The organism is Vibrio sp. 1167, from assembly GCF_033340375.1.
GTDB classification, from domain to species: domain Bacteria; phylum Pseudomonadota; class Gammaproteobacteria; order Enterobacterales; family Vibrionaceae; genus Vibrio; species Vibrio alginolyticus.
In genome coordinates, this window is record NZ_JAWOWK010000001.1 from 105,452 (window position 1) to 128,223 (window position 22,772).

Annotated in this window: 21 protein-coding genes; 6 read left to right on the top strand and 15 right to left on the bottom strand. The window is 46.5% G+C overall.

What is annotated here, in order from left to right; genetic code table 11:
- The first annotated feature begins 85 nt into the window (after nucleotides 1–85).
- Nucleotides 86–1,747, top strand: coding sequence for an electron transfer flavoprotein-ubiquinone oxidoreductase (locus R7Z78_RS00485; protein ID WP_104976566.1), 1,662 nt, complete (start codon nucleotides 86–88; stop codon nucleotides 1,745–1,747).
- 59 nt (nucleotides 1,748–1,806) lie between these two features.
- Here the strand turns inward: R7Z78_RS00485 and R7Z78_RS00490 are convergent, their stop codons facing one another.
- Entirely contained in the window at nucleotides 1,807–2,691 is an 885-nt protein-coding gene (locus R7Z78_RS00490) for a LysR family transcriptional regulator (RefSeq protein ID WP_005388553.1), read from the bottom strand.
- A gap of 117 nt (nucleotides 2,692–2,808) precedes the next feature.
- Here R7Z78_RS00490 and R7Z78_RS00495 point away from each other — a divergent pair, with 117 nt between their 5' ends.
- Nucleotides 2,809–3,480 carry a type 1 glutamine amidotransferase domain-containing protein gene (locus tag R7Z78_RS00495; RefSeq protein ID WP_017821211.1) on the top strand — a complete coding sequence of 224 codons (672 nt, stop codon included), beginning with the start codon at nucleotides 2,809–2,811 and terminating at the stop codon, nucleotides 3,478–3,480.
- Nucleotides 3,481–3,564: 84 nt separating this feature from the next.
- On the opposite strand, the gene R7Z78_RS00500 is transcribed toward R7Z78_RS00495, so the two are convergent.
- On the bottom strand, nucleotides 3,565–4,212 hold the full coding sequence (locus R7Z78_RS00500) for a glutathione S-transferase family protein (protein WP_017634240.1): 648 nt from the start codon (nucleotides 4,210–4,212) through the stop codon (nucleotides 3,565–3,567).
- Nucleotides 4,213–4,330: 118 nt separating this feature from the next.
- Between R7Z78_RS00500 and R7Z78_RS00505 the strand changes: the two genes are divergently transcribed.
- Nucleotides 4,331–5,161, top strand: a complete 831-nt coding sequence (locus R7Z78_RS00505; RefSeq protein WP_169644557.1) for a LysR family transcriptional regulator — start codon at nucleotides 4,331–4,333, stop codon at nucleotides 5,159–5,161.
- A 9-nt stretch (nucleotides 5,162–5,170) separates the two neighbouring features.
- On the opposite strand, the gene R7Z78_RS00510 is transcribed toward R7Z78_RS00505, so the two are convergent.
- From R7Z78_RS00510 to artP, 5 genes are all read right to left on the bottom strand, one after another.
- Entirely contained in the window at nucleotides 5,171–5,743 is a 573-nt protein-coding gene (locus R7Z78_RS00510) for a protocatechuate 3,4-dioxygenase (protein WP_104976564.1), read from the bottom strand.
- Nucleotides 5,744–5,881: 138 nt separating this feature from the next.
- Entirely contained in the window at nucleotides 5,882–6,550 is a 669-nt protein-coding gene (gene artM, locus R7Z78_RS00515) for an arginine ABC transporter permease ArtM (RefSeq protein ID WP_104976563.1), read from the bottom strand.
- On the bottom strand, nucleotides 6,547–7,236 hold the full coding sequence (artQ, locus tag R7Z78_RS00520; protein ID WP_005388570.1) for an arginine ABC transporter permease ArtQ: 690 nt from the start codon (nucleotides 7,234–7,236) through the stop codon (nucleotides 6,547–6,549). Before artQ ends, artM begins: the two co-directional genes overlap by 4 nt.
- Before the next feature lies 1 nt (nucleotide 7,237).
- Nucleotides 7,238–7,969 (bottom strand): arginine ABC transporter substrate-binding protein, encoded by a 732-nt coding sequence (locus R7Z78_RS00525; protein ID WP_085568965.1) that lies wholly within the window; start codon nucleotides 7,967–7,969, stop codon nucleotides 7,238–7,240.
- A gap of 88 nt (nucleotides 7,970–8,057) precedes the next feature.
- Nucleotides 8,058–8,786, bottom strand: coding sequence for an arginine ABC transporter ATP-binding protein ArtP (gene artP / locus R7Z78_RS00530; protein ID WP_104976562.1), 729 nt, complete (start codon nucleotides 8,784–8,786; stop codon nucleotides 8,058–8,060).
- 426 nt (nucleotides 8,787–9,212) lie between these two features.
- Here artP and R7Z78_RS00535 point away from each other — a divergent pair, with 426 nt between their 5' ends.
- Both R7Z78_RS00535 and R7Z78_RS00540 read left to right on the top strand, forming a co-directional pair.
- Nucleotides 9,213–11,447: a hypothetical protein gene (locus R7Z78_RS00535; RefSeq protein WP_104976561.1), complete on the top strand. Its 2,235-nt coding sequence runs from the start codon at nucleotides 9,213–9,215 to the stop codon at nucleotides 11,445–11,447.
- 141 nt (nucleotides 11,448–11,588) lie between these two features.
- A complete protein-coding gene (locus R7Z78_RS00540; RefSeq protein ID WP_104976560.1) occupies nucleotides 11,589–12,584 on the top strand; it encodes an ABC transporter substrate-binding protein in 996 nt (331 codons plus the stop codon).
- An 82-nt stretch (nucleotides 12,585–12,666) separates the two neighbouring features.
- Here R7Z78_RS00540 and R7Z78_RS00545 read toward each other — a convergent pair whose 3' ends face one another.
- From R7Z78_RS00545 to R7Z78_RS00575, 7 genes are all read right to left on the bottom strand, one after another.
- Nucleotides 12,667–13,044 (bottom strand): nuclear transport factor 2 family protein, encoded by a 378-nt coding sequence (locus R7Z78_RS00545; protein ID WP_104976614.1) that lies wholly within the window; start codon nucleotides 13,042–13,044, stop codon nucleotides 12,667–12,669.
- Between the two features lie 142 nt (nucleotides 13,045–13,186).
- Nucleotides 13,187–13,918 carry a DUF3726 domain-containing protein gene (locus tag R7Z78_RS00550; protein ID WP_053307776.1) on the bottom strand — a complete coding sequence of 244 codons (732 nt, stop codon included), beginning with the start codon at nucleotides 13,916–13,918 and terminating at the stop codon, nucleotides 13,187–13,189.
- Nucleotides 13,915–15,651 (bottom strand): hypothetical protein, encoded by a 1,737-nt coding sequence (locus tag R7Z78_RS00555; RefSeq protein ID WP_169644561.1) that lies wholly within the window; start codon nucleotides 15,649–15,651, stop codon nucleotides 13,915–13,917. Before R7Z78_RS00555 ends, R7Z78_RS00550 begins: the two co-directional genes overlap by 4 nt.
- 101 nt (nucleotides 15,652–15,752) lie before the next feature.
- Complete coding sequence (locus R7Z78_RS00560; RefSeq protein WP_104976558.1) at nucleotides 15,753–17,354, bottom strand: BCCT family transporter; 1,602 nt, start codon at nucleotides 17,352–17,354, stop codon at nucleotides 15,753–15,755.
- A gap of 109 nt (nucleotides 17,355–17,463) precedes the next feature.
- Nucleotides 17,464–18,453 carry a membrane dipeptidase gene (locus R7Z78_RS00565; RefSeq protein ID WP_053303711.1) on the bottom strand — a complete coding sequence of 330 codons (990 nt, stop codon included), beginning with the start codon at nucleotides 18,451–18,453 and terminating at the stop codon, nucleotides 17,464–17,466.
- Between the two features lie 69 nt (nucleotides 18,454–18,522).
- Nucleotides 18,523–19,983, bottom strand: coding sequence for an aldehyde dehydrogenase family protein (locus R7Z78_RS00570; RefSeq protein ID WP_005375790.1), 1,461 nt, complete (start codon nucleotides 19,981–19,983; stop codon nucleotides 18,523–18,525).
- Between the two features lie 73 nt (nucleotides 19,984–20,056).
- Nucleotides 20,057–20,455 (bottom strand): RidA family protein, encoded by a 399-nt coding sequence (locus R7Z78_RS00575; RefSeq protein WP_005375789.1) that lies wholly within the window; start codon nucleotides 20,453–20,455, stop codon nucleotides 20,057–20,059.
- Nucleotides 20,456–20,610: 155 nt separating this feature from the next.
- Here R7Z78_RS00575 and R7Z78_RS00580 point away from each other — a divergent pair, with 155 nt between their 5' ends.
- Nucleotides 20,611–21,501, top strand: a complete 891-nt coding sequence (locus R7Z78_RS00580) for a LysR family transcriptional regulator (protein WP_104976557.1) — start codon at nucleotides 20,611–20,613, stop codon at nucleotides 21,499–21,501.
- An 80-nt stretch (nucleotides 21,502–21,581) separates the two neighbouring features.
- Here R7Z78_RS00580 and R7Z78_RS00585 read toward each other — a convergent pair whose 3' ends face one another.
- A complete protein-coding gene (locus tag R7Z78_RS00585) occupies nucleotides 21,582–22,688 on the bottom strand; it encodes an NADH:flavin oxidoreductase (protein ID WP_104976556.1) in 1,107 nt (368 codons plus the stop codon).
- Between the last annotated feature and the right edge of the window lie 84 nt (nucleotides 22,689–22,772).

The following is a 22,772-nucleotide window of genomic DNA, read 5'->3' on the forward strand; positions in this document are numbered from 1 at the left end:
ACGTTAACGTCAACTGAGCTATAGTTTTCTGTATAGAAACCAAAACCTGTCACGCAGATGACGATAATAGAAAGGAAGCATAAAGATGGAACGAGAATGCATGGAGTTTGATGTCGTGATCGTGGGGGCCGGACCTGCAGGCTTAAGCGCCGCTTGTCGGCTAGCTCAACTCAGCCAAGACAGTGAAGGTGACGCACTTTCAATTTGCGTTGTAGAAAAAGGCTCAGAAGTGGGCGCACATATTTTATCTGGCGCTGTTTTTGAAACTAGTGCCTTAGATGAGCTTTTCCCCAATTGGAAAGAAATGGACGCCCCGCTAGCAGCCTCAGTTCAACGAGATGATTTCCTTTATCTTACTACTGAACAAAACCATATTCGCGTTCCCCACTTCCTTACACCGCGTCCAATGATAAATGGCGAGAATAATTACGTAATTAGCCTTGCCAACCTTTGCCGTTGGCTCGCTAACCAAGCAGAAAATCTTGGGGTGGAAGTTTTTCCGGGCTTTGCCGCTGCAAGCATCAATTATGATCAGACTGGCGCCGTGACAGGCATTAACACGAGCGATATGGGACTAGATAAGAACGGCCAGGCCAAACCTAACTTTGAACCAGGTATCGAGCTAAGGGCAAAATACACCCTTTTTGCTGAAGGTTGTCGCGGACATCTGGGTAAAGAACTTATTCAAAGGTTCGACCTAGACGCAGGAAAGCAACCACAGCACTACGCGCTTGGCCTAAAAGAGATATGGGAGTTACCCACTGACAGTAAGGATGTATCTGGCAGTGTTATCCACTCCGCTGGCTGGCCCTTGAGTGAAACAAATACCACAGGCGGCGGTTTTCTCTATCACATGGAGAACAACCAAATCGCCGTCGGGCTTATTGTCGACTTGAATTACAGCAATCCTTACTTGAGTCCGTTTGACGAATTTCAACGCTTTAAGCACCATCCTGCTATTGAACCACATTTGAAAGGTGCTCAGCGCATCGCTTACGGCGCAAGAGCCATTGCGAAAGGTGGGCTTTCCTCTCTGCCGAGACAGCAATTCCCTGGCGGTTTATTGATTGGTTGTGATGCGGGGACTTTGAACGTCGCAAAAATTAAAGGCAGCCACACAGCAATGAAATCCGGAATCATTGCAGCAGAAGCGGTACATACGGCCCGACAAACTGGAGCTTCTGAGCCAGACTACCAGTCTTTGTTTGAATCATCATGGTTGTATGACGAACTCGCCGAAACGCGTAACTTTGGCGCGAACATTCATAAGTTGGGCAGCATACTTGGCGGTGCTCTTTCGACTTTTGAACACAACCTGTGGCAACCACTGGTTAAGAAGCCGTTACCTTGGTCTATCAAGGACTATTCGCACGATCATGAGCAGTTAAAACCTAAACAAGAGTGCCACCCAATTGCATACCCAAAACCAGATGGTGAAATCAGTTTTGATAAGCCTTCGTCGGTATTTTTGTCGGGAACACAGCACGAAGAGAATCAACCTTGTCACCTTGTTCTGACTTACCCTCACATTCCAATTGATGTGAATTTAGGTATGTATGACGAACCGAGTCAGCGCTATTGCCCCGCTGGGGTTTACGAAGTGGTGGAAGTGGACAATAAGTTGAAGTTTCAGATAAATGCCGCCAACTGCGTGCATTGCAAAACCTGTGACATCAAAGATCCTTCGCAAAACATCACGTGGAAAGCACCAGAAGGTGGCGGTGGACCGAGCTATCAAAACATGTAGATACGTTAGTATGTTGACGATCTAACAAATGGATAAACAAACCGATTGGCAGAGCCTCATTACTCCTGCCAATCGGCAAAATGATCAAGCAAGAAGTCGATAGCCAATCGCGCTCGTAGTGGTAGAAAGTGACGATTCTGATAAACAATCCAGCTGCTGTTGCCACTTCCCCAATAGGGCTCTAGGATTGGCACCAAACGACCAGACGAAATAGCATCGTTGAAACTGCTCTTCGGTAAGTACGCCACACCTAATCCTTCTGCACAGGCTTGCAAGACCGTGTGTGCGTTATTGCTCTTCCATCTGCCCTGCACTTTTACGCCATCTAAAGGCTTGCCATCTTTTTCAAACAACCAAACGTCTTTGTTGGCAATAATGCAGCTATGACGCTTGAGTTGCTCGGGGTGCGTTGGCAAACCATGTTCATCGAGATAACGCTGACTGGCTGCCGCTGCCATGGGACGATCCACCAGCTTTCTCGCAACCAAGCCTGAATCACTCAACCTACCGTAACGAATGGCAAAATCGAAACCATCTTCAATAAAGTTGACCATGCTGGTGTTGAAGTTGATTTCTACCGTGAGATTAGGATGTTGCTTGGCAAACGCCATCAAGGCAGGCGCTACATGGTTTTCAGAAAACGCACCAGCGGCACTCACACGTAACGTACCACTCAATTGAGTTTGCTGCGTGGTGAGTTGCTCATTGGCTTGCTGAAGCCCAATCACCAACTCTTTACACTGTTGATAATACGCTTGCCCCGCTTCCGTTAGACTCACCATTCTTGTCGAACGTGCTAACAAAGCGACACCTAATCGCTCTTCTAGTCTTGTGACTTGGCGACTGACGTGACTGGTACTGCAACCTAACTGTTTTGCCGCTGCAGAAAACCCTAAGCTCTCAGCAACCGTAACAAACTCATTGATGCCTTCAAAACTGTCCATACTTACCTTTGCTATATAGCAATAATGTTTTGCCAATTAATCGTATTATCACTTATTTGATTAGCAATTAGTATGAAGGTGTTCAACAAATACACGTAAGCCAAAAAGGAAACCATCATGAAGAAAGTACTCATCATTGTGACGAACCATGCGACCCTAGGTGAAACTGACCAAGCAAACGGAACTTACGCGCCAGAGCTCACTCATGCCCTTAGCGAACTGCTGGGTGCAGGCTTCGATTACGACATTGCCTCTATCAAAGGCGGGCAAGCACCACTGTACGGAACCGACATCGAAGGCGACGCAGTGAACGAGAAAATTTTGGCGGATGATGATTTCCAGAACCGCATCAACAACACGATTCCAGTGTCACAAATCAACGGTGACAACTACGATGCGATCTTCTATCCGGGTGGTTTTGGTCTTCTTTCAGACCTAGCGAGCAACGAAGATTTTGCCAAGATTTCCGCAAAACACTATGAAGATGGCGGTATTGTGGCAGCAGTTTGTCATGGTCCGGGCGCTCTTCTTCCTATCACGCTTAGCAATGGCGAAAAGCTGCTTGCGTCTAAATCAGTAACAGGTTTCACTCGCGAAGAAGAGATCGACTTCGGCACCATCAACGATATCCCATTCCTATTGGAAGAATCTCTTGCACGTGGCGCAGCGCGCTACTCTAAAGTGCAACCATGGCAAGAGCTTGTAATTGTGGATGATCGTGTCATCACAGGTCAAAACCCAACGAGCGCACACGGCGTAGGCAGAGCGATTGTTGAACACCTAGCTTAAACGCGCCGGAAACTACAACTATCCTAGAAGAGGAAAGCGTGCTTTGTCATGCTTTCCCTTGCTACAGGCGATCGCAAGATGCGCTTATACTTCTTCCCCTGCCTCGTCCTCTTCTACGATATCCGTTTCTTGGCTCGCCTCTTCCAACCATTGCTGTAAAGATTCACTTGCTAGCACCTTCTGTTGGTAAGCTTTGGCACCTTCGGATAACTCGATACCGTAAGTTTGGAAACGCAATGCCACAGGTGCATACATAGCATCCGCTATCGACCATTCTCCAAATAGCCAACCGTTGGGATACAGTTTGGCTTGCTCTGCCCAAATAGCGTCAATGCGAGCAATATCTTTACGTGCCCCCTCCGTTAGATCGACTTTTCTGCGTGCGCGGATGTTCATTGGGAGTTCGCTTCTTAAGTTAAAGAAACCCGAATGCATTTCTGATGCGATGGCGCGTGCTTTAGCCCGTTCTGCAGACTTACTTGGCCATGCTTTGCCTTGTAAGTATTGCTCGTTAACGTATTCCAAAATCGCTAATGAATCCCACACTGTTGCGTCACCATCCACTAAGGTAGGGACTTTCGCGGTTGGTGTAATATCTTCCAAGGTCTTATAAAAATCTTCTGTGAATAATTTGAGCTTGGTGACTTTCACATCCAGTTTGAATTGAGAAAAGATCAGCCATGCGCGAAGTGACCAGCTTGAGTAGTTTTGATTAGCAATAAACAGTTTCATGACGCCTCCATGCGGTTCGTGTTTTGAGTACCCATTCACAATATCTGATTGTATTTAAGGGGACTAACGGATAGTTTTGATGGAACACTTCAACAAAAACGATGGATGAGTTTTAGATATGGATATCGATGCGTTACGCAGCTTTCTGGCTTTTGTCGAAACGGGAAGTTTCACTCGTGCAGCCAAGCAGATCAATCGCACCCAATCCGCGTTCAGTGCTCAAATGCGTAAGCTAGAAGACGAACTCAGCGTCAGTTTGTTTGAAAAAGAAGGTCGCAACCTAGTATTGAGTGAAGCGGGACTGGCACTGCGCTCTCACGCCGAACTATTGGTTAACTTGCACAATCAAGCACTGAAACAAGTGAAGCGCTATGAAAACAAGCGCCCTCTTCGCTTAGGTTGCCCTGAGGATTACAACGACAATATCCTGCCTAAAGTCATCCGCGTATTACAGCAATCTGAGCCCACATGTTCAATTCAAGTCTTCAGTGAGCCAAGCATCACCTTGAGAGAAAAACTTGATGAAGGAAAGCTAGACGCAGCTATTGTGACAAGAGCACCGGACAGTGAGGAAGGTTACTGGCTAGCAAGCGACAAAGGCGTGTGGATTGCTCATCCTGATTTTGACATTGAGAACGCCCAACCTCTCCCTCTCGCCCTATTCCAAACCGACTGCAAATACCATGCGGCAGCAGTAGACGGATTAACCAAACGTGGTACTCCTTATCAACTACTGGCGTGTTGCAATACGGCCTCCGCACAACGAGCGATTGTACGTTCGGGCATGGCTATCGGTGCGATGGGCAGTATTAGCGTTAGCGAGGATCTTAAGATCTTAGGCAATATGCCATCGCTGCCTTCCGTAGATATTGTACAGGTCACGGGCGTCGAGCCTCATCCGATACTGGATAAAGAATGCTTGGCGCAATTGGTTGAGTTAATGGCTTAACCGGATTAGCTAGCCAATCACAAAGTTAAATTGGCCCGTTAACCGCCCGTCGATTCGTATAGTTTCAAACTGCAGATAATCACGGGCTTTGCCTCCCCACCATTCATCGCCAGTATTGCCTTTCAAGTACAACTGAGTGGTCAGAAGTTCTTGATTATCTCGCAACAACTTAACGTGAATGTGCGGTGGGCGAGAAGCATAAGGTACAGGGTACAAGGTCTGAAACAAGTAGTGACCATCCGATTGAGTTAAAACTGCACCAAAGCCAGCAAAGTGCGCATCAAACTTATCGTTATTTGGTTGCTTAGGATGATCGTAAATCCCCTGCCCATCGCATTGCCAGATTTCTACTTTGATGCCTGAAACTGGGTTTCCCGATGTATCTACTACTCTGCCTTGCAACACGATAGGTTCACCGACCAAGCCTTCTGATTGCAGAATCAAGTTTTGACGAAGAGGAATATCCACTACTGGATAAAATGGCCCTTCTGTTTGTGCTGGCGTCGGCCGCATTGGTGTCGTCGCTTTTAAAGAGGGTGCGAACAACAATGTCCACAGCGCTAAAAAGTGTCTTCTTTCCATGGTGCCACCAATACAATTGCATTGAATTAAGTTTGGTGGAACTTGAGGGATTTGCCATAACGAATATAAAAAATGCCCCTGCAAGAGAGTCATTTGCAAAGGCACTGTGGAACGAGATGATGAGTGTTGATTGAAGGTTTATGCGGCTTCGAACGCCAATGCTTTCTTCTCTACCTGACGGAAAATGAGAGTTAGCACACCATTTACTGCTAAGTAGAACGCGCCCGCAATACCAAATACCGTCAACGTATCGTAGGTTTGTGCGTTAATACGCTGCGCGTAACCCATCAGATCCATGATCGTAATCGTGCTTGCTAGTGACGTGCCTTTGAAGACCAAAATCACTTCGTTCGAGTAAGCAGGAACAGCACGACGAATAGCGTATGGTAGCAGCACTTTCAGCGTTGCGGTTTTGCTCATACCCAGAGCACGACACGCTTGCCATTGACCGGAAGGAATCGCGTTAAACGCTCCTTTGAACAACTGAGTGCTGTATGCAGCGGTATTCAACGCTAGCGCCAACATCGCACAGAACCAAGGTTGGCTTAACCATGTCCAAAATACACTTTCTCTTACAGCATCAAACTGACCCGGACCGTAGTACACCAAGAAGATCTGTACCAACAAAGGCGTACCTGTGAACAAGGTGATGATGCCACGACTTACCCAATGCAAACCCGGAGTACGTAGGATCAGAGTCAGCGTCATCATCAAAGCTAAGAGACAGCCCACAACCAAAGAAGCGGCGGTCAATTGGAGGCTAGTGCCTAAGCCATCCAACATTTGCCAAACGTGTTGTTCGTTCATGCGGTCGCCTCCTGTCCCATGCTCATGCCTTGAATTGAGAACTTCTTATCAATCAGTTTCACGGCACGTTGCGTAATCAAAGTAATGCCTAAGTAAATCGCCGCAGCAGTTGCGTACCATGTAAACGCTTCATGCGTCGCTGCAGATGTTAGCTGCGCTTGCTTCAATAAATCCGTTACGCCAATCAGTGATACAAGCGCGGTATCTTTCAGCAAAACCAACCATTGGTTAGTTAAACCTGGCAGTGCGTGTCTTACTGCTTGTGGCAAAACAATGCGAACAAAAGCGTGTGCTTGACTGATGCCGAGTGCACTTGCTGCTTCTCTCTGCCCTCTTCCAACGGCTTTTAATGCGCCACGTAGAGTTTGAGAAGCGTAGGAAGCGAAGATCAATGACAACGCCACCACGCCAGACAAGAACGGGCTAACTTCAATAAAGTCGCCGGTGATTAAAAACAGAACCTGCGTCGAACCAAAATAGATGAACAACACGACAAGGATTTCTGGCAAGCCACGTACAATCGTCACAAACGCCGTCATTGGCCATTTAACGAAAACGCGGCGAGACATTTCACCACTGGCGAATACCACTGCCAGAATCAAACCGACTAAGAGGCTTGTGAAGGCTAGCTGGACAGTCATCCAACTAGCTTGAACAAGCGATAAAGAGTAACCCGTTAGTGCCATATTACTTACCGAAGTATTTGTTGTAGATTACGTCGTATTCGCCGTTTGCTTTCACTGTTTTCAGTGCTGTGTTCAGCTTGTTCACTAGCTCGTCGTTACCTTTATTTACTGCGATACCGAAACCGTTACCGAAGTATTTAGGGTTAGTGACGTGCTCACCCACGTAAGCTAGGTTGTCTTCTTTCTTGAACCATTCTGCTACGACTGCTGTGTCACCGAATACAGAATCAATACGGCCATTTTTCATATCGATGAACGCGTCTTGGTAGCTTGAGTAAGGAACCGCGGTTACGCCCGGCATTTGCTCAATCAGGTAGCTTTGGTGTGTTGAACCGTTTTGAACACCAACACGCTTACCTTCTAGTGCTTTTTGATCAGCCACTTTTTCTTTGATAGAAACAAACGCTGCTGAGTTGTCATAGTATGCATTCGTGAAATTCACTTGCTCCAAACGCGCCTCAGTAATGTCCATTGCAGAGATTGCCGCATCGTAGCGCTTGAATTTTAATGCTGGGATCAAGCTATCGAAAGATTGGTTGTGGAAGGTGCATTTTGCTTCGATTTCTTTACATAGTGCATTCGCCAGATCCACATCAAAACCTTGGATTTGGTTGTTTTCATCCATGTATTCGAATGGGGCGTACGTCGCTTCCATCGCAAATTTGATCTCTTCTTGTGCTGCTGCGTTCGCTGAGACAAGTCCGATTAGTGAAGCTAGTAGAATCTTTTTCATTGCAATACTCCGTGTGTACTTAGTGGGCTGACACTCGCAATGACAGCCGAGCTTATCTGTTAAATAGACTGAATTTTAAAAACGTAATTTAGTGATTTAAGTAGTCAGCAAACTGGGCGGTTTGCGGGTTAGAAAACGAATCATTTGTGCCGTGCTCGACGATGTGTCCTTTTTCTAAATACAGTACGTGGCTAGCGATTTTCTTGGCGAAATCCACTTCGTGCGTCACAACTACTTGTGTAATTCCGGTTTTGCTTAAATCTTTAATAATCTTAACGACTTGGTTAGTAATTTCCGGATCAAGCGCAGCGGTCGGTTCATCAAAAAGCAAGACTTCCGGTTTCATCATCAATGCACGAGCAATCGCCACACGTTGTTGCTGACCACCAGAAAGTTGCATCGGCCATGCATCCGCTTTGTCTGCCAAATGCAGCGTTGCGAGAATTTGCATTGCTTGGTTCTTCGCTTCTTCTTTATCCATGCCAGATACTTTTACCGGAGCCTCAATCAGGTTCTCCATCACTGTCATGTGCGGCCATAAGTTGTACTGTTGGAACACCATGCCTACTTTACGACGAAGTGCTAAACCTTGTTTCTCTTTGATTTCAGTAGAGAAATCAAAAGCATCATTTGCGATGTTTAGCTTGCCGTTATCCGCCCCTTCAAGAAGGTTAAGAACTCGTAGTAGAGAGCTCTTCCCTGCACCACTTGGACCAAGTAACACCAGTGTTTCGCCGCTTTCACACTTAAAGCTGACATCGTGAAGCACTTGTGTCTCACCGTAGGATTTATTGATTCCGCTTACCTGAATAGTCATGCTGACATACCGCATTAATTGTCACTTGGCATTTATATTACTCAAAAGGATTTTTTATGCAATAAAAATGTATAAAAATTAATTTTGTTAAATTTTTGTATGATAAGCAATCAATACAACAGAGAATATGACTGGTTTAATCAGTTGGTTTTAACTGAAATTGTTGATGAAAATCCAACAATATGATGGCAATCGAAACAAGGTTAAAATTCTGGTTACTTTTGTGCTTGTGTAGACGGAATTTTGAGTCTTTGAACGTACTACACCCGACGCAGACCTTCTCATTTTTGCCGGGCTTCCCCCCCTCGATTTCCGGTAAAGCCTTCTATCGGCGGGTTCCTGATTAGGACTTTGTGAATAGACTATAATTTCTCTTTGTATTCTGGCCCTTAATTCGAGTCATCTAAGTATGAGTGAGATAACCCCATGTTGAAGTCACATTGTTTTTCTCTCATTGCACTTGCTTCTCTGAGCTTACTTTCTATACCCAGCGTTTGGAGTAGAACAGCAATCGTGTTACCTGGATTGCATGAACAGGGTATTAATCTTCAAGATAAGCCTATCTCTGCTGCGGCTACACGTGAATGGGAACTGGATTATGCTGATATCTTATTCGGCGCTTACGAAAGTAAAAGTCATAATGAGCGTGTACAAGCACTTGGTTACATGTACAACCAAAAGCTGGAACTTAACTCAGGTTGGCTGGAAAACGATATACGTAACCAAGCAGAACTGAATGGAATTGACTACGAAGATTTCTTTCTCCACTTTTCTGAAGACACTATCCTAGCTGAAGTCGACTCAAGCCATGGTGAGAATACTCTACTCAATCGAAAACCGATGATCGTTGGCTATACCGCCAGCGCTGACCACGCCGGTTTTTGGCTATATCAACCACCGCCATGGGATGCTGATGTATTTGGCCAGGCGAATAATGGTGGTGCCCTCTATGTTTATCACTCAGAGAAGTTCGACCGCTTAACCTTTACGTTTTCTCAGTTTGCTCAGGGTGGCAGCTTTACGATTGAATACCCTCCTGATATCGACTCGTTTGGTCAGGTAACTGAATGGAAAAGCTTCGCGATTAAAAAAGACAAAACTGAGAACATGACTAAAAACCAAACAGTAAGCTGGTCTGTTCCTTTGGATTGGGTTCGCGCTACAACGTATGATGGTAGCGGAAAAACTTATGGTGGCGGTCAGTACTTTGGCTCCACCTTTTTACGCGACGGCGGCCGCCTTTACGTTGCGAAAATTACTTGGCATGACGACAACATAGAAAACCGCCCACGTCTCGAAAACATTCAACTCAAAAATAGCTTCCCTGCCGTCAATATCTCAGGAGCACCAACGGAGACACCGGAAGGTCAAACCATTCAACGCTGGCGTAAAATTCGTGGCTTCGACAAATCTGCAGATCGAAACCAAGACAATTATCTTTCTTGGAATGAATACAAAAACCGTTCGAATAAGAATGCAACGGCCCGATTTCGTTGGGAGTCACGGGTTATTCCATTTGGTCGTATGTGGAATCAAACCTCTTCTTGGGCATTGACCAATCTCGGTAATCCCGTTTTTACCAATACAATGCGCCACTATTACCAAGCTGAATGGGCGAAACAAGGTTTAAATGGTGCGTACAACGACGATACGAATAAGTTACTCGGTGCAAATCAGTTCTACATATATTCCGGAGGCACAGTGGATGAACTTGGTTTGGTGGCGGGTAGCCAAGCTGCTGACGATGCTTACAAAGCGCAATTCTCGGCGTTCTTGAATAAACTGGCAACGCTGGATGAAGATGCGTTAATTGGCCTCAACATAGGTACGGCAAACTTATTCGGTCGTAATGGGCAAAACCACTTGGTTAACGCTGGCTCCTTGTACTTGCGCGAGCACTACCTTTTCCCTGCTACCGGCTTTAGTGGCTATGCTGGCTTGGCTAAATTTTGGGATAACTCTGCACTCGCCAAAGCTGGCCAGAAAGTGATTTATCAAGCGACCACGCGTTATGGTCGCGTTCAATACTTTGGTAACACAGAAAACAATTGGAAACAGGACCAATACTCTGCACTAGCGGTGTTCTACTTAAACTATCACCCTGAGCGCATTTACTTTAATCAGTGGAACAATGGCTACTTATATGGAAGTAATAACACAACAAGTGACAACTTCTGGAAGGCAGGCGTACCAAAGAATATTGCTTATCAACCTAGCTCCTTGCTTGCCGTTGATTTGGGAGAGCCTGCCAATCAAATACCAGAGGGATATCAGGCGACTCCGCTAATGATGTCCACCAGCACGCCCTATTCCGCCGATTACACGGTGATTGGAGATGCTTCTATGAGCAAAGTGGCTCACCCTGACTTGCCTAATGGCGCTATCGATTTGTTACCAACCCATACGTACTTTGCGTATCACTCAGACGATACGGTAGTGATGCATGGCCCTACAGAGATGGTGTTAGCCCGCGAATTCACCAAAGGCCGAGTGCTGTATCGGACTGATTTCTTTGGCAAAAATATCGATTACTTCTCCTCACCGAAGATAACTATCGCACTTCCAGAGCCTATGCGACCTGTAGATCAAGACGGTAACATCGGCGACTATGTTTCTCATATTGAGATTGGCGGCTACGAAGGAGTGTTCTTGCTGTATTAACTCCCTTTCAACACGCCTCACCAAACGCTTCATAAATCACCGTTTTTATGCTTAACGTCACTGAAAAAAACTTGTTCACTGAATCTTTATAAACCGATGTATATACTGAAGTAAATGACAACGACAAGGAAATTCAGTCACATGAAGACGACACCTTCAATGCTCTCTGTTCTGCTGCTATCAGCATTATCTACTCATGCAAATGCGGACGAATGCGGAAAAATAACCATCGCAGACATGAATTGGAATTCGGCCAGCTTAATGGCGCACATCGACCAATTTGTCTTAAATGAAGGCTACCAGTGCGATGCGGAATTGATCCCTGGTGATAGCGTTCCTACAGGCACCTCTATGATTGAAAAGGGACAGCCTGACGTTGCGCCAGAGTTATGGACAAACGGTATTAAAGAAGCACTTGATAAAGGGATTGCGGATAAACGCTTGCGCATCGCTAGTGAATCGCTTGTCAATGGTGGTGAAGAAGGGTTTTGGGTTCCCGCCTATCTGGTAAAACAGTATCCAGAACTCGCGACGATAGAAGGCGTCATCAAGCACGCCAAACTATTTGAACACCCAGAGGATGATGACAAGTTCGCGTTTTATAGCTGCCCTGCTGGTTGGACATGCCAAATCACCTCCGGTCACTTGTTTAATGCATTAGGGTTAAGTGAGCACGGCTTTGAGATGGTTGACCCAGGATCTGGCGCAGCATTAGCTGGCACCATCGCCAAAGCCTATGATCGCAAAATGCCTTGGTTTGGTTACTACTGGTCACCGACCCCCATATTGGGCAAGTATGATATGGTCAAAGTGGATTTTGGTAGCGGAACAGATTTAGAAGAGTATCGCAACTGTACCACTCAGCCTGATTGCGCTTCACCAAAAGTAACAATGTACCCACCTTCTCCAGTTCGCACAGTAACAACTGAGGCGTTTGCGAGCAAAGAACCCCAAGCATTCGCGTACTTGCAGAAACGCGGATTTACCAACGAGCAAATGAGTGAAATGCTGGCCTGGATGGAAGATAACTACGCGGACGGTGAAGAAGCGATGTTTTACTTCTTTAATACCTACCCTGACTTGTGGAAAGGCTGGGTATCTGAAGACGTCGCGGTGAGAATCGAAAAAGCGCTTTGATGATTAATACTTCGAGTGCCACAAATCATTTAACCTCCCATACCGTTTGAATAAACGGCATGGGAGACTCGTCAACGACTCGTTAATACATGGTGTGACCATTCAATGTTTCTTTAGGGATCTCTTGCAGAGCGTCCCAATGTTCAACAATCTTCCCATTATGATCAAAACGAAAGAAATCCATTGTCACGTATTCAATATCATTAGGCCATGTTTGGTGAGTGTGTAGTGCCACCAAATTCCCTTCAGCAATAGCTCGCACAAACGTAATATCTTTATCGGGATACTCGTTTTGCATCCGCTCAAAATACTCGATAAAAGCCTCGGGGCCATTTCCAACTAATGGATTGTGCTGGATGTACTCATCACCTACGTAGTCTTCAACTGCCTTTCTTGGATTACCTCTATAGGCGGTTTCGTAAAACGCAATGGCATTTCTTTTATTCTCTTGCAGAACCATTTTTCTTACCTGTGTTGATCCATCTTGCGGATAACGGTAATCATAGTCTTTGAACTTCAGAAGTGACCAAACTTCGCGCACAAAAAAGGCCGCTAAAGAGCAGCCTTCATCACTTCTACTTGGAATCATCGCCTTTCATCGCTTAAACCACACCACCAGCACCGAGCATAGAACGCTCACTGTTCTCCACCAGCAACGCGGTTGCGGTTTGTTTCAGCGTTTCCCATTCTTGGTCTTCGACAAAGATACCATTTTGCCAAGAAGCTTGTTGCGTACGGCTTAACTCATCGCCTTCAATGTGGGTGGTATATCCTTGTGCACTTTTCTCGATATCGAAATCGTTCACGGAGAGCTCGATAACCATACTATGCAAATCCGTATCATGCCCATCAAACTGATCCGAGAAAAAGACTTCTGGTGCGATTCGTCCGCGGTTTAACACATAAAGCGTTCGCTTGGGACTAGAGCCATTGACCCATTGTGCACGGCACGCAATGCCTTTCGCAGAGAGCTTCAACAACTCACTGAAACCTAGCCAACGGTTATGGCACTGCGTCAACGTGATAGTAATCGACTTACGGTTAATCATTTTCTCAAGTGCGAAATCCAACACAGCGGGTAAATGACACGCTACACTCCCGTTGTGCAGTTCTACCTCTATGTTTGACGGCGTACTGTTGGTCACCGATACGGCGCAGTCTGAATCTAACCCAAGAAACAGACTGGCGTTATTAAAATGACGAACTCCATGTAAGCCAACCATTTGCAAGTCCGCCACCATGTTCGCAATGACATCCGCCTCACCACAGTGACGGCGCATGCCAAGAAATGCCTTATTAACCGCGGCCACCAATTCGTTGTGAGAGACGATCATAATGCAAATCCTCCATTGATTTTTTGATTATCACTTTGCGCAATTTCGTCACGCGGCGGCATGCTAGGGAAAATCCATGTGTCTGCCAGTTTAGGGGCGTGAATTTCATCTAACAACGGCGCACCTTGGAAGAAAGTTACTCGAACCCAACGATCCGAGCGCGGATCAAACTTAGTCGCACCAAAGATCGCCAATTTACAGCGCAGTAAGTGCATTGGTAACGCATCTTTACGCAGCACATTCATTTGAATATCCCCCATCGCACGGTTGCCTAACGTCCATACGCGACGTGTGATCGAACGATAAGCCGGTTTTTGCAATAGAAACTCTGCTACGGACATTTCTACATCACAGTCAAGCAAGGCCTGGTACAAGCGATTCACTTGTCTGCCAATATCAAGCGGCAGTTCTTTTTCTTCTCCAGCCTCTTCCCCGCGAACACCAAGCCTTGGCTCTTCTTTATCTTGTGAGCGATACCAGAACCAGTAGTTGTTCTCGGCTAGTGAGTAATCCGCATCAATCGCCCAGCGGTACTTGCTTTGCAACACTTCCAGTAAATCTTGGATCTTTTTCCCGCCCGGAATAGATAACGTTTCATCCGTATTCATTTGGCTAGCAAATTCATCCACTAAAGATGGGTAGAGTTCGATCAAGCAAGAGGTGAGGATTTCTTGGGCTTCCACACTCATTGTTTTCTTATGCTCGACCAAACTCGCCCAGTTCGGATGTAATGCCATTAACGTTGTTAGCTCCGATAGCAGTTGTTTGATGTCTGCTATCGCTTGATGATTGAGCCTGTCTTGATGTTCATTAATGGTGATGACTTGCTCTAAATGACGCTGTGCTTTTTGCAGCAATCCTTGCAAAGGATCATGGAACGACGCTTCACACGGCATCGCAAAGACTCGCGCTACCGCACGTTCGCGAGAGGTCATCCATTGGTCAACAATACACGGGTGATTAATCAAGTATGGAGCCATGCCTAAGCCAGTAGCATTACCGACACCAAGGTAGCGCTGCAAGCCACGATGCAAAGCCACCGCGTTGTCGCCACCTTGTTGAAGTGCCAGATAGTGCACCCAATCTAGGCTGAATTCACGCAACATATATACGGCACACATTTGCGCACTAAAAGACTGGCTGAAATCTGAGTTATTCTCTAACAGTTTGAAGTCGGCGATACCAAACTTTCCGTTACCATAAACAGCTGTGGTACGCAGGATATAACCCACTTCCGCTAATTCTTTCGGCTCAGGCTGCTCGCCTTGAGAAAGCGCGCTAACAATGTGCTCAAACACGCGCACACTTTTGTTTGCGCGAGCAAGAACAAGTACGTTGTTTGGATTACGTCCCGCTTCTTGCAGCGGTACATTTTCTCGCAATCTTTCCAACAAAGTAACATCAACATAGCCTTGAACCAGTGCAAATGTGACGTCCCACTTTTCAGCAATTACGCGATCATTACGCTCGTCGTCGGCAATTTCATCACAGAATACCACCAAATGATAAACGTGCTCTGGCGTGGTCAATTTGTAAATCACATGACCATAACCACGAGGACAAAGCTGCCACTCATGCTTGGTTACTTGCCAGTTTTGGCTTGCCATATTACGAATCAGACTGCGAACAAAGCTGATTCGGTTTTGGTGCATTGCGCCAAGCCTTTCGGCTGCCATGACAATCGCTGCATCGCGCATAGTTGCTTCCGTATAAGTAGAACGATGTGCATCCATTTTGCTCACCACCTATTTGTTATTGTAAGAATACTAGGGTTTGTGCGGATGCAGGAGGAAAACACCCGCACAAGCTCCACGTTGTTTGAATTGGATAATTGTTATAGCCCTTGCTCTTTCGCCATTTTGATTGCAATTTGTGGCGCATTCCAAAGTGACGGTAACAGAATCAACGAAACCGGAACCGCGGTAATAACAATGAAAGATTGCAGAGCAGAGATGCCGCCAGAGCCAAGGGAAATTAGGATCAATGCCGTCACACCCATCATTACTCCCCAGAAGGTACGGATGATCGCATTCGGCTCCGTTTCACCACTGATCACGACACTGATTGTGTAGGTCATTGAGTCGCCCGTCGTGACGATGAAGATCGTGGTTAAAATCAGAAATAGAATTGAAGTCAGCATTGGCATTGGTAGTTGCTGAGTCACTGCAAGCAAAGCACCTGGCAAGTTAAAGCCCTCAAACGCCGCACTCACGCTACCCGGTTCAGCAATTTCAAACGCAAGGCCTGAGCCGCCCACAATCGTGAACCAAAAACAGGTGGTTAACGGAGCCACAATACTGATGGTGGAAATAACTTGGCGAATAGTTCGACCACGGGAAATACGCGCAATAAAGATTGCCATCATCGGACCATAACCCAGGAACCAGCCCCAGAAAAATACTGTCCACCAACTTAGCCAACCTTCGTCACCGCGATAAGTCGCCATTGGGATAAAGTTATCCAACATGCTTCCTACACCTTGAATGTATCCGTTAAAGATAAAATTCGTCGGACCAAAAAACAGGATGTAAACCATCAATGCCATTGCCAGAATCACGTTGTAACGACTAAGCAGTTGCATGCCTCGGCTTAATCCACTGAGTGCTGACAAGGTGTAAAGCGCAATCGCAAACAAGATGATGATAAGCTGAGTGGTAAAGCCATCAGGGATATCAAACAACGCATTTAACGCGTAGCTAACCTGCAAGCCTAGAAACCCAATTGGCCCGATGGTGCCTGCGGCTACCGCGATAATGCAGCACGCGTCAATCAATGCACCGAGTTGGCCTTTAAGTGCTCGTTCGCCCAAGACTGGGTAAAGCAAAATACGGGGTTTTAGCGGTAAACCTTTGTCGTAATGTAGGTGCATCACCACGATCGAAGTTAAGCTACCTACAATCGCCCAAGCTAGAAAGCCCCAGTGCATAAAGGATTGCGACAACGCATTCACCGCACCTTGCTGCGGGTTATCTTGCGCGCCGTACAAAGGAGGTGGGCTAACATAATGCGCGATAGGCTCAGCCGCGGCCCAGAAAACGCCACCACCAGCCAATAAGGTACAGAAAATAATCGCCATCCAGCGGAAAGAATCCATTTCTGGTTTTGCAATCCCGCCCAACATCACCTTGCCTGTTCGCCCTGCAGCCAAGCCAAGACCAATAAGAAAAGTGAGAAGCAGCAGTAACTGCCAGTATGGACCAAACACCTGAACTGCCCAGCCAAAGCCAGCGTTAACGATCGTAGATAACAGCTCGCCGTCATAAAGTGCAATAGCAACGAACAACGCGATGAAACCACCGCTATACCAAAAGGCCGGGTTATTCAGTCCTAATTTGTTCGTCGTGTTTTCTGTTGTTGATGTGTTGTGTTTTGCTTTCGACTTGCCCGATGACACGCTCATCGTGGAAGCTTTCATGCTATTGGTTAAATCAGACATACTCTGGCTCCAGAGGTTCTTTGCAGCAGCCAAAGACTGGCTACAAATGTGAGTTTTACGCCTGCCGTATTGTTATTATGTGGGCAGGCGGTTCCTACTTTGGGGAATGCTATGAAATAGGCTCTAATCCTTCTTTAAGGAAGTTGAACCAGTTTTCACCCAATATTTTTCCAGCCTCAGATTCACTGAATCCGTGACCCATTAATCCGTTGTAGATGTTCTCCATCCCTGCGCTGCCGCAGAACCATGGCAGCGCATCTGGCCATCCCGAGTTACTTGCAGAACCTTCGCCGTAATCCATCGCTTTTGACCAACGCCCGTTGCGCATCCACTCCAACACTTGTTGCGGCTGATTTAGGCACAAATCGCTACCGATACCTAAATGGTCAACGCCAAACATGTCTGCGGTTTTCGCAACCATCTGGCAGAAATCATCCAGCGTGCACTGGCTGCCATTTGGCAAATGGAATGGATATAAACTGAATCCAATCAAACCACCGCGCTCCGTCAGTGCTTTGATCACGGTGTTGGACTTGTTGCGCAGTGCGTCATGCGCAAATGTCGGGTTAGCATGGCTGATACAAATTGGACGCGAAGAGAGCTCGATAGCTTCCAACGTCGAACGCTCCGCGCTGTGGGACATATCAATGATCATCCCGACTCGGTTCATCTCTTCAATCGCTTGTTTACCAAAGCGAGTTACGCCGGAATCGTTTTGTTCGTAACAACCTGTCGCCAGTAAGCTTTGGTTGTTGTAGGTCAGTTGCATGATCAGCAGACCTTGGCGGCGCATCACTTCAATCAGGCCAATTTCATCATCGATAGGTGAGCAATTTTGCGCGCCGAAGAAGATGCCGACTTTACCTTCTGCTTTGGCTTTTTCTACATCTGCCATTGAATAAATAGGCATGATGAGGTCCGCATTTTGCTCGAAGCGCAAGTTCCATTCAGCAAAACGCGTTAAGGTTTCGCGCGCAGTTTCGTGGTAGACGATGGTGGCATGAACGGCGGTAATGCCACTCGCCTTAAGCGTTTGGAAATACTCTCGATCCCAATTGCAGTACTGCAATCCGTCAATCACAATCCGTTGTTGGTACATAACCACTCCTTAAACAATTTCTTAGCCTTTTCGTGCGGGCAACTGACACCATCAGTTACCCTGTCGATCTTAGTAAGGACGCTGATAAGCGGTTTTCACTACGGTGTAGAACTCTTTGGCGTACTGACCTTGCTCACGAGGACCAAAGCTAGATTCTTTACGGCCACCAAATGGAACGTGATAATCTGTACCCGCAGTTGGCAAGTTAACCATGACGCAGCCCGTTTGGACTTGCTGTTTGAAGATCGCGCTATTACGCAAGCTTTGCGTGATAATGCCGCCTGTCAGGCCAAAGCGCGTATCGTTCGCGACTGCAATTGCCTCATCCAGATCAGAAACGCGAATCACGCTCGCCATTGGCGCAAAGACTTCTTCTTGGTTCACTTCCCAGCCATTCTGTGTATTTAAAAACAGAGTTGGTGACATGTAGTAACCGTCATGCTCTAGGCTCAGACGCTCACCACCGAAAGCCAGCTCCGCGCCTGCTTGGCGTGCGTTTTCGATCCACTCAAAGTTCGCATTCAGCTGGTTACCATCAACCACAGGGCCCATGAACACGCCCTCTTCCAGTGCGTGACCCACTTTAAGTTCGCTCATGCGTTGGATTAGCGCTTCAACATACGCGTCGTGAATTCCGTCCATAACCACAAGACGAGAAGACGCGGTGCACTTTTGACCTGCACCCGAGAATGAGCCTGCGATTGTCGCTTCAACGGCAATTTGAATGTCTGCATCATCTGCCACTACGAGCGCATTTTTGCTACCCATCTCTAGCTGACAACGCACAAAATTTGGTGCCGTTGCCGCTGCAACTTTACGGCCTGTGTCCACAGAACCAGTGAAGCTCACGCCGTTCACATCCTTCGAATTGATAAGGGTATTACCGACTTGCGAACCGCTACCCAAAACGAGGTTAAACGTGCCGGCAGGTAAACCTTGGCGATGGATAATCTCTGTCAGCGCAACGGCACTTGCTGGGGTTAGGTTGGCAGGTTTCCAGACGACGCTGTTGCCAAACGCAAGTGCTGGCGCGATTTTCCAAGCCGCTGTTGCTGTTGGAAAGTTCCAAGGAGAGATAATGGCGATAACGCCGACGGCTTCACGAGTAACTTCAACGGAGACACCTGGACGGACGGAAGCAGCGTTATCGCCAATTTGACGCAGAACCTCAGCAGCAAAGTATTGGAAGAATTGGCCAGCACGGTATATCTCACCTCGACCTTCAGCAAATGGCTTACCTTCTTCACGCGAAAGTAAGGTGCCCAATTCGTCACATCGTGCAATGAGCTCATCACCAATCGCTTGTAGCACTGCTTGCTTGCGCTCGATTGGTGTTTTTTCCCACTCTGGCTGCGCTGATTTAGCCGCTTGAATCGCTTGCTCTACTTGCGACACACTCGCTTGTGCGAAATCGCCAATGTTTTCGCTGATATCAGAAGGGTTAATATTGGCGATGGTGTCCATGCCCGATTGCCACTCACCCGCTATATAGAGGGATTTTTCTGCTTGAACATTGTTAATAAAAGTCATGGTTCTTTCCTTGTTCTTCCGATTTGTGATGGCAAGCCACCCACTCACTGATCTCTAATTGTTCTTATTGGATTTATTCTGGTTGGCTTGCCGACGCGTAGACGACAAACTCCACCAACATCTCTTCTCGCGCTAACCCTGCAACCACCATGGCGGCGCGATTTGGGTACGGTGCTTCAAAATATTCCGCGTACACTTGGTTAACGGTCTTTAAGTATTCTCTGTCAGTCACATAAATCAGGACCTGCAACACCGAGTCCAAAGACTCCCCTGCACACTCCAGGGTGTGAATGAGATTGTTAAAGGTTTGACGTGTTTGTGCTTCGATACCGCCTTCCACAACCGCGCCTGTGTCATCAATAGGAATTTGAGCCGTATACAGGGTTCCGTTGTTGACTATCGCCCATTCAAGCGGCGCTTTAGAAGCAAATAGACTGGTTTTAACTGGGTGTTTTTTAGTAGGAGTATTCACGTGCCTTTCAACCTTTGTAACAGCTTTGTTTCAATATGGTTAAATGATGCACATTGACAGGCGATAAATCTAACGGTAAATTTTTGACATTTGATAAATTAAACTTATCACCCTGTTTAAAATAACGTAAATAAAGGGATTAGGAGGCATTAGGGATGAGTATTAAGCTTCAACAATTAATGCATTTTGTGATGGTAGTCGAGGAAGGAGGCTTTCGAGCCGCTTCACATCGTGCAAATCGTTCTCAGGCGGCACTGTCAACATCGATAAAAGAGCTTGAAAAAATTCTAGGGCAAACGCTGTTTGAACCCGGAAACAAAACCAAATTGACCCCGTTTGGTGAAATTTGTCTTCCCAAAGTGGTTCAGTTTCTCAATATCTACAGTGCACTAGACAACGATCTCAAAGCAGCCGCTGCCGGACAGCAAGGGAGAGTGCGAATTGCGAGCGTTCCTTCTGTTGCAGCGAAGCTCATTCCTAGCGTGTTGGGCGCCTTTTGCGAACAGTATCCAAATGTAGAAGTAAGCTTGATAGACGATAATGCCGCTGGCGTCGAGGCTCGCCTACTCTCCGGTGAGGTCGACTTAGCGCTCGGTAACCCCTCTCACCTCGATGAGGGCGGCATTGATTTTACGCCGCTGTTAGCCGATCCAATAGGCGTGGTGTGTTTAAAGGACAACCCTATTGCGAGTCATCAAGAAGGAATCGAGTGGCAAACTTTGTTGGAACAACCCTTTATCCGTAACGGCACTTGTACACTTCTCGATCCAACCCCAGCAAGAGCTCTGAGTCAGCAAGCGCTCTATTCGGTCGAAAACATTACTTCGCTGTTTTCTGTCTTAGAACTTGGGATTGGTGTCACGACCCTACCGAAGCTTGCTTTCCCAACCAATGAAACACGCTTGGTTTGGATTCCGCTTATCGATCCACCACTTGAAAGGCAAATTGGTATATTTACGTTAACCGATCGCACGATCTCGCCTCAAGCTAAAGCATTTCACGATCTTTGTGTGCATTATTTAAACTATCAAAAAGAAGATAAATAATGGTTCGATTAACATGCGGATAATTAAAAGCCTCCATATTCAGAGTGGAGGCTAATTTGTATTTGTGTATTCGCTTCGTTCTATTTTTTGCGACGATTTCGGTTCTTATACACCACGCAAAAGTTACCACGCTTGGTACGACACTTTGAGCAACGTTCACAATCTACTGGTGCGCGATTGCCTTCTTTCCAACGTTTGATCAACTGTGGCTCAGCCAATAAAGGGCGTGACACAGCAAAAAATTGGATACCTGTGTTTTCTGCAATTTTCTCAATCGCATCAATGTCGCTCAGCCCGCCGACAGTAATCACCGGTATGCTAACGTCCTGACTGATCACGTGACCATATTCGTGAAAGTAACCTTCTTCTTGTAGTGTGTAACCATCGAACGTTTGACCAACAAGTTCGTTTGCTTTGCCGTGAACATTGCCAGATACGATGATCGCATCAACGCCTATTTCTTCAAGTTTCTTGCAGACGACGCGAGTTTCATTGAACGTTAAACCGCCGTCAAAGAACTCTGTTGCCGTCAGTTTAACGAGGATGGGAAATTCGCTTCCAACCAGCTTTCTGGTTTCAGAATAAATTTCTAAAAGAAAGCGCATGCGATTTTCTAAGTCACCACCATATTCGTCTTCGCGACGATTATAGTACGGGCTTAAAAACTGGTTAATTAAATAAGTGTGCGCCGCATGAATCTCTACGCCGTCAAAACCAGCGTCTTGAGCACGTTTACTCGCCAATGCGAATGCCTTTACGATGTAGTCTATTTCGTCCTTTGTCATCGCTTTGCCTTGCGTATTTGTACCACGCTCAGGCACGTCACTCGGAGCGAAGATGACACGCTCACCGACGTTATGGGTGGTTTTGGTGCCACCGTAAGCAATTTGCATCACGATTTTAGAATCTTGTTGATGTACTAGCTCTGTTAGCTTTTTGTATTCTTCAATAAAAGAGTCGTTGTAGATCCCCATCATACCTGCGTTGGGTTTCTCTTCTTCAACGATATTGGCATAACCCGTGACAATAAGCCCAACTTCCCCTTTCGCAAGCGTTTCGTAAATATCGTAAAGCTTTGCCGTCATGTGACCATCTTCGGTCGCCAGGTTCTCCCACGTTGCGCTTCGCACAAAACGGTTCTTTAGGGTCATGTTGCCAATGCGGGCTTCGGAAAACAAAATGCTCAAAACCAGTCCTCTTAAAGTTGTCTTTATGTTTTATCTTTTCGCAAGTAAACAAGAACGAAAAAGGAACAGCGATACACGATGTAT

What these genes read in the sequence shown, in the direction of transcription:
- R7Z78_RS00485 (WP_104976566.1), top strand. Translation starts at nt 86, where the DNA reads ATGGAACGAGAATGCATGGAGTTTGATGTCGTGATCGTGGGGGCCGGA.
- R7Z78_RS00490 (WP_005388553.1), bottom strand. Translation starts at nt 2,691, where the DNA reads ATGGACAGTTTTGAAGGCATCAATGAGTTTGTTACGGTTGCTGAGAGC.
- R7Z78_RS00495 (WP_017821211.1), top strand. Translation starts at nt 2,809, where the DNA reads ATGAAGAAAGTACTCATCATTGTGACGAACCATGCGACCCTAGGTGAA.
- R7Z78_RS00500 (WP_017634240.1), bottom strand. Translation starts at nt 4,212, where the DNA reads ATGAAACTGTTTATTGCTAATCAAAACTACTCAAGCTGGTCACTTCGC.
- R7Z78_RS00505 (WP_169644557.1), top strand. Translation starts at nt 4,331, where the DNA reads ATGGATATCGATGCGTTACGCAGCTTTCTGGCTTTTGTCGAAACGGGA.
- R7Z78_RS00510 (WP_104976564.1), bottom strand. Translation starts at nt 5,743, where the DNA reads ATGGAAAGAAGACACTTTTTAGCGCTGTGGACATTGTTGTTCGCACCC.
- artM (WP_104976563.1), bottom strand. Translation starts at nt 6,550, where the DNA reads ATGAACGAACAACACGTTTGGCAAATGTTGGATGGCTTAGGCACTAGC.
- artQ (WP_005388570.1), bottom strand. Translation starts at nt 7,236, where the DNA reads ATGGCACTAACGGGTTACTCTTTATCGCTTGTTCAAGCTAGTTGGATG.
- R7Z78_RS00525 (WP_085568965.1), bottom strand. Translation starts at nt 7,969, where the DNA reads ATGAAAAAGATTCTACTAGCTTCACTAATCGGACTTGTCTCAGCGAAC.
- artP (WP_104976562.1), bottom strand. Translation starts at nt 8,786, where the DNA reads ATGACTATTCAGGTAAGCGGAATCAATAAATCCTACGGTGAGACACAA.
- R7Z78_RS00535 (WP_104976561.1), top strand. Translation starts at nt 9,213, where the DNA reads ATGTTGAAGTCACATTGTTTTTCTCTCATTGCACTTGCTTCTCTGAGC.
- R7Z78_RS00540 (WP_104976560.1), top strand. Translation starts at nt 11,589, where the DNA reads ATGAAGACGACACCTTCAATGCTCTCTGTTCTGCTGCTATCAGCATTA.
- R7Z78_RS00545 (WP_104976614.1), bottom strand. Translation starts at nt 13,044, where the DNA reads ATGGTTCTGCAAGAGAATAAAAGAAATGCCATTGCGTTTTACGAAACC.
- R7Z78_RS00550 (WP_053307776.1), bottom strand. Translation starts at nt 13,918, where the DNA reads ATGATCGTCTCTCACAACGAATTGGTGGCCGCGGTTAATAAGGCATTT.
- R7Z78_RS00555 (WP_169644561.1), bottom strand. Translation starts at nt 15,651, where the DNA reads ATGGATGCACATCGTTCTACTTATACGGAAGCAACTATGCGCGATGCA.
- R7Z78_RS00560 (WP_104976558.1), bottom strand. Translation starts at nt 17,354, where the DNA reads ATGTCTGATTTAACCAATAGCATGAAAGCTTCCACGATGAGCGTGTCA.
- R7Z78_RS00565 (WP_053303711.1), bottom strand. Translation starts at nt 18,453, where the DNA reads ATGTACCAACAACGGATTGTGATTGACGGATTGCAGTACTGCAATTGG.
- R7Z78_RS00570 (WP_005375790.1), bottom strand. Translation starts at nt 19,983, where the DNA reads ATGACTTTTATTAACAATGTTCAAGCAGAAAAATCCCTCTATATAGCG.
- R7Z78_RS00580 (WP_104976557.1), top strand. Translation starts at nt 20,611, where the DNA reads ATGAGTATTAAGCTTCAACAATTAATGCATTTTGTGATGGTAGTCGAG.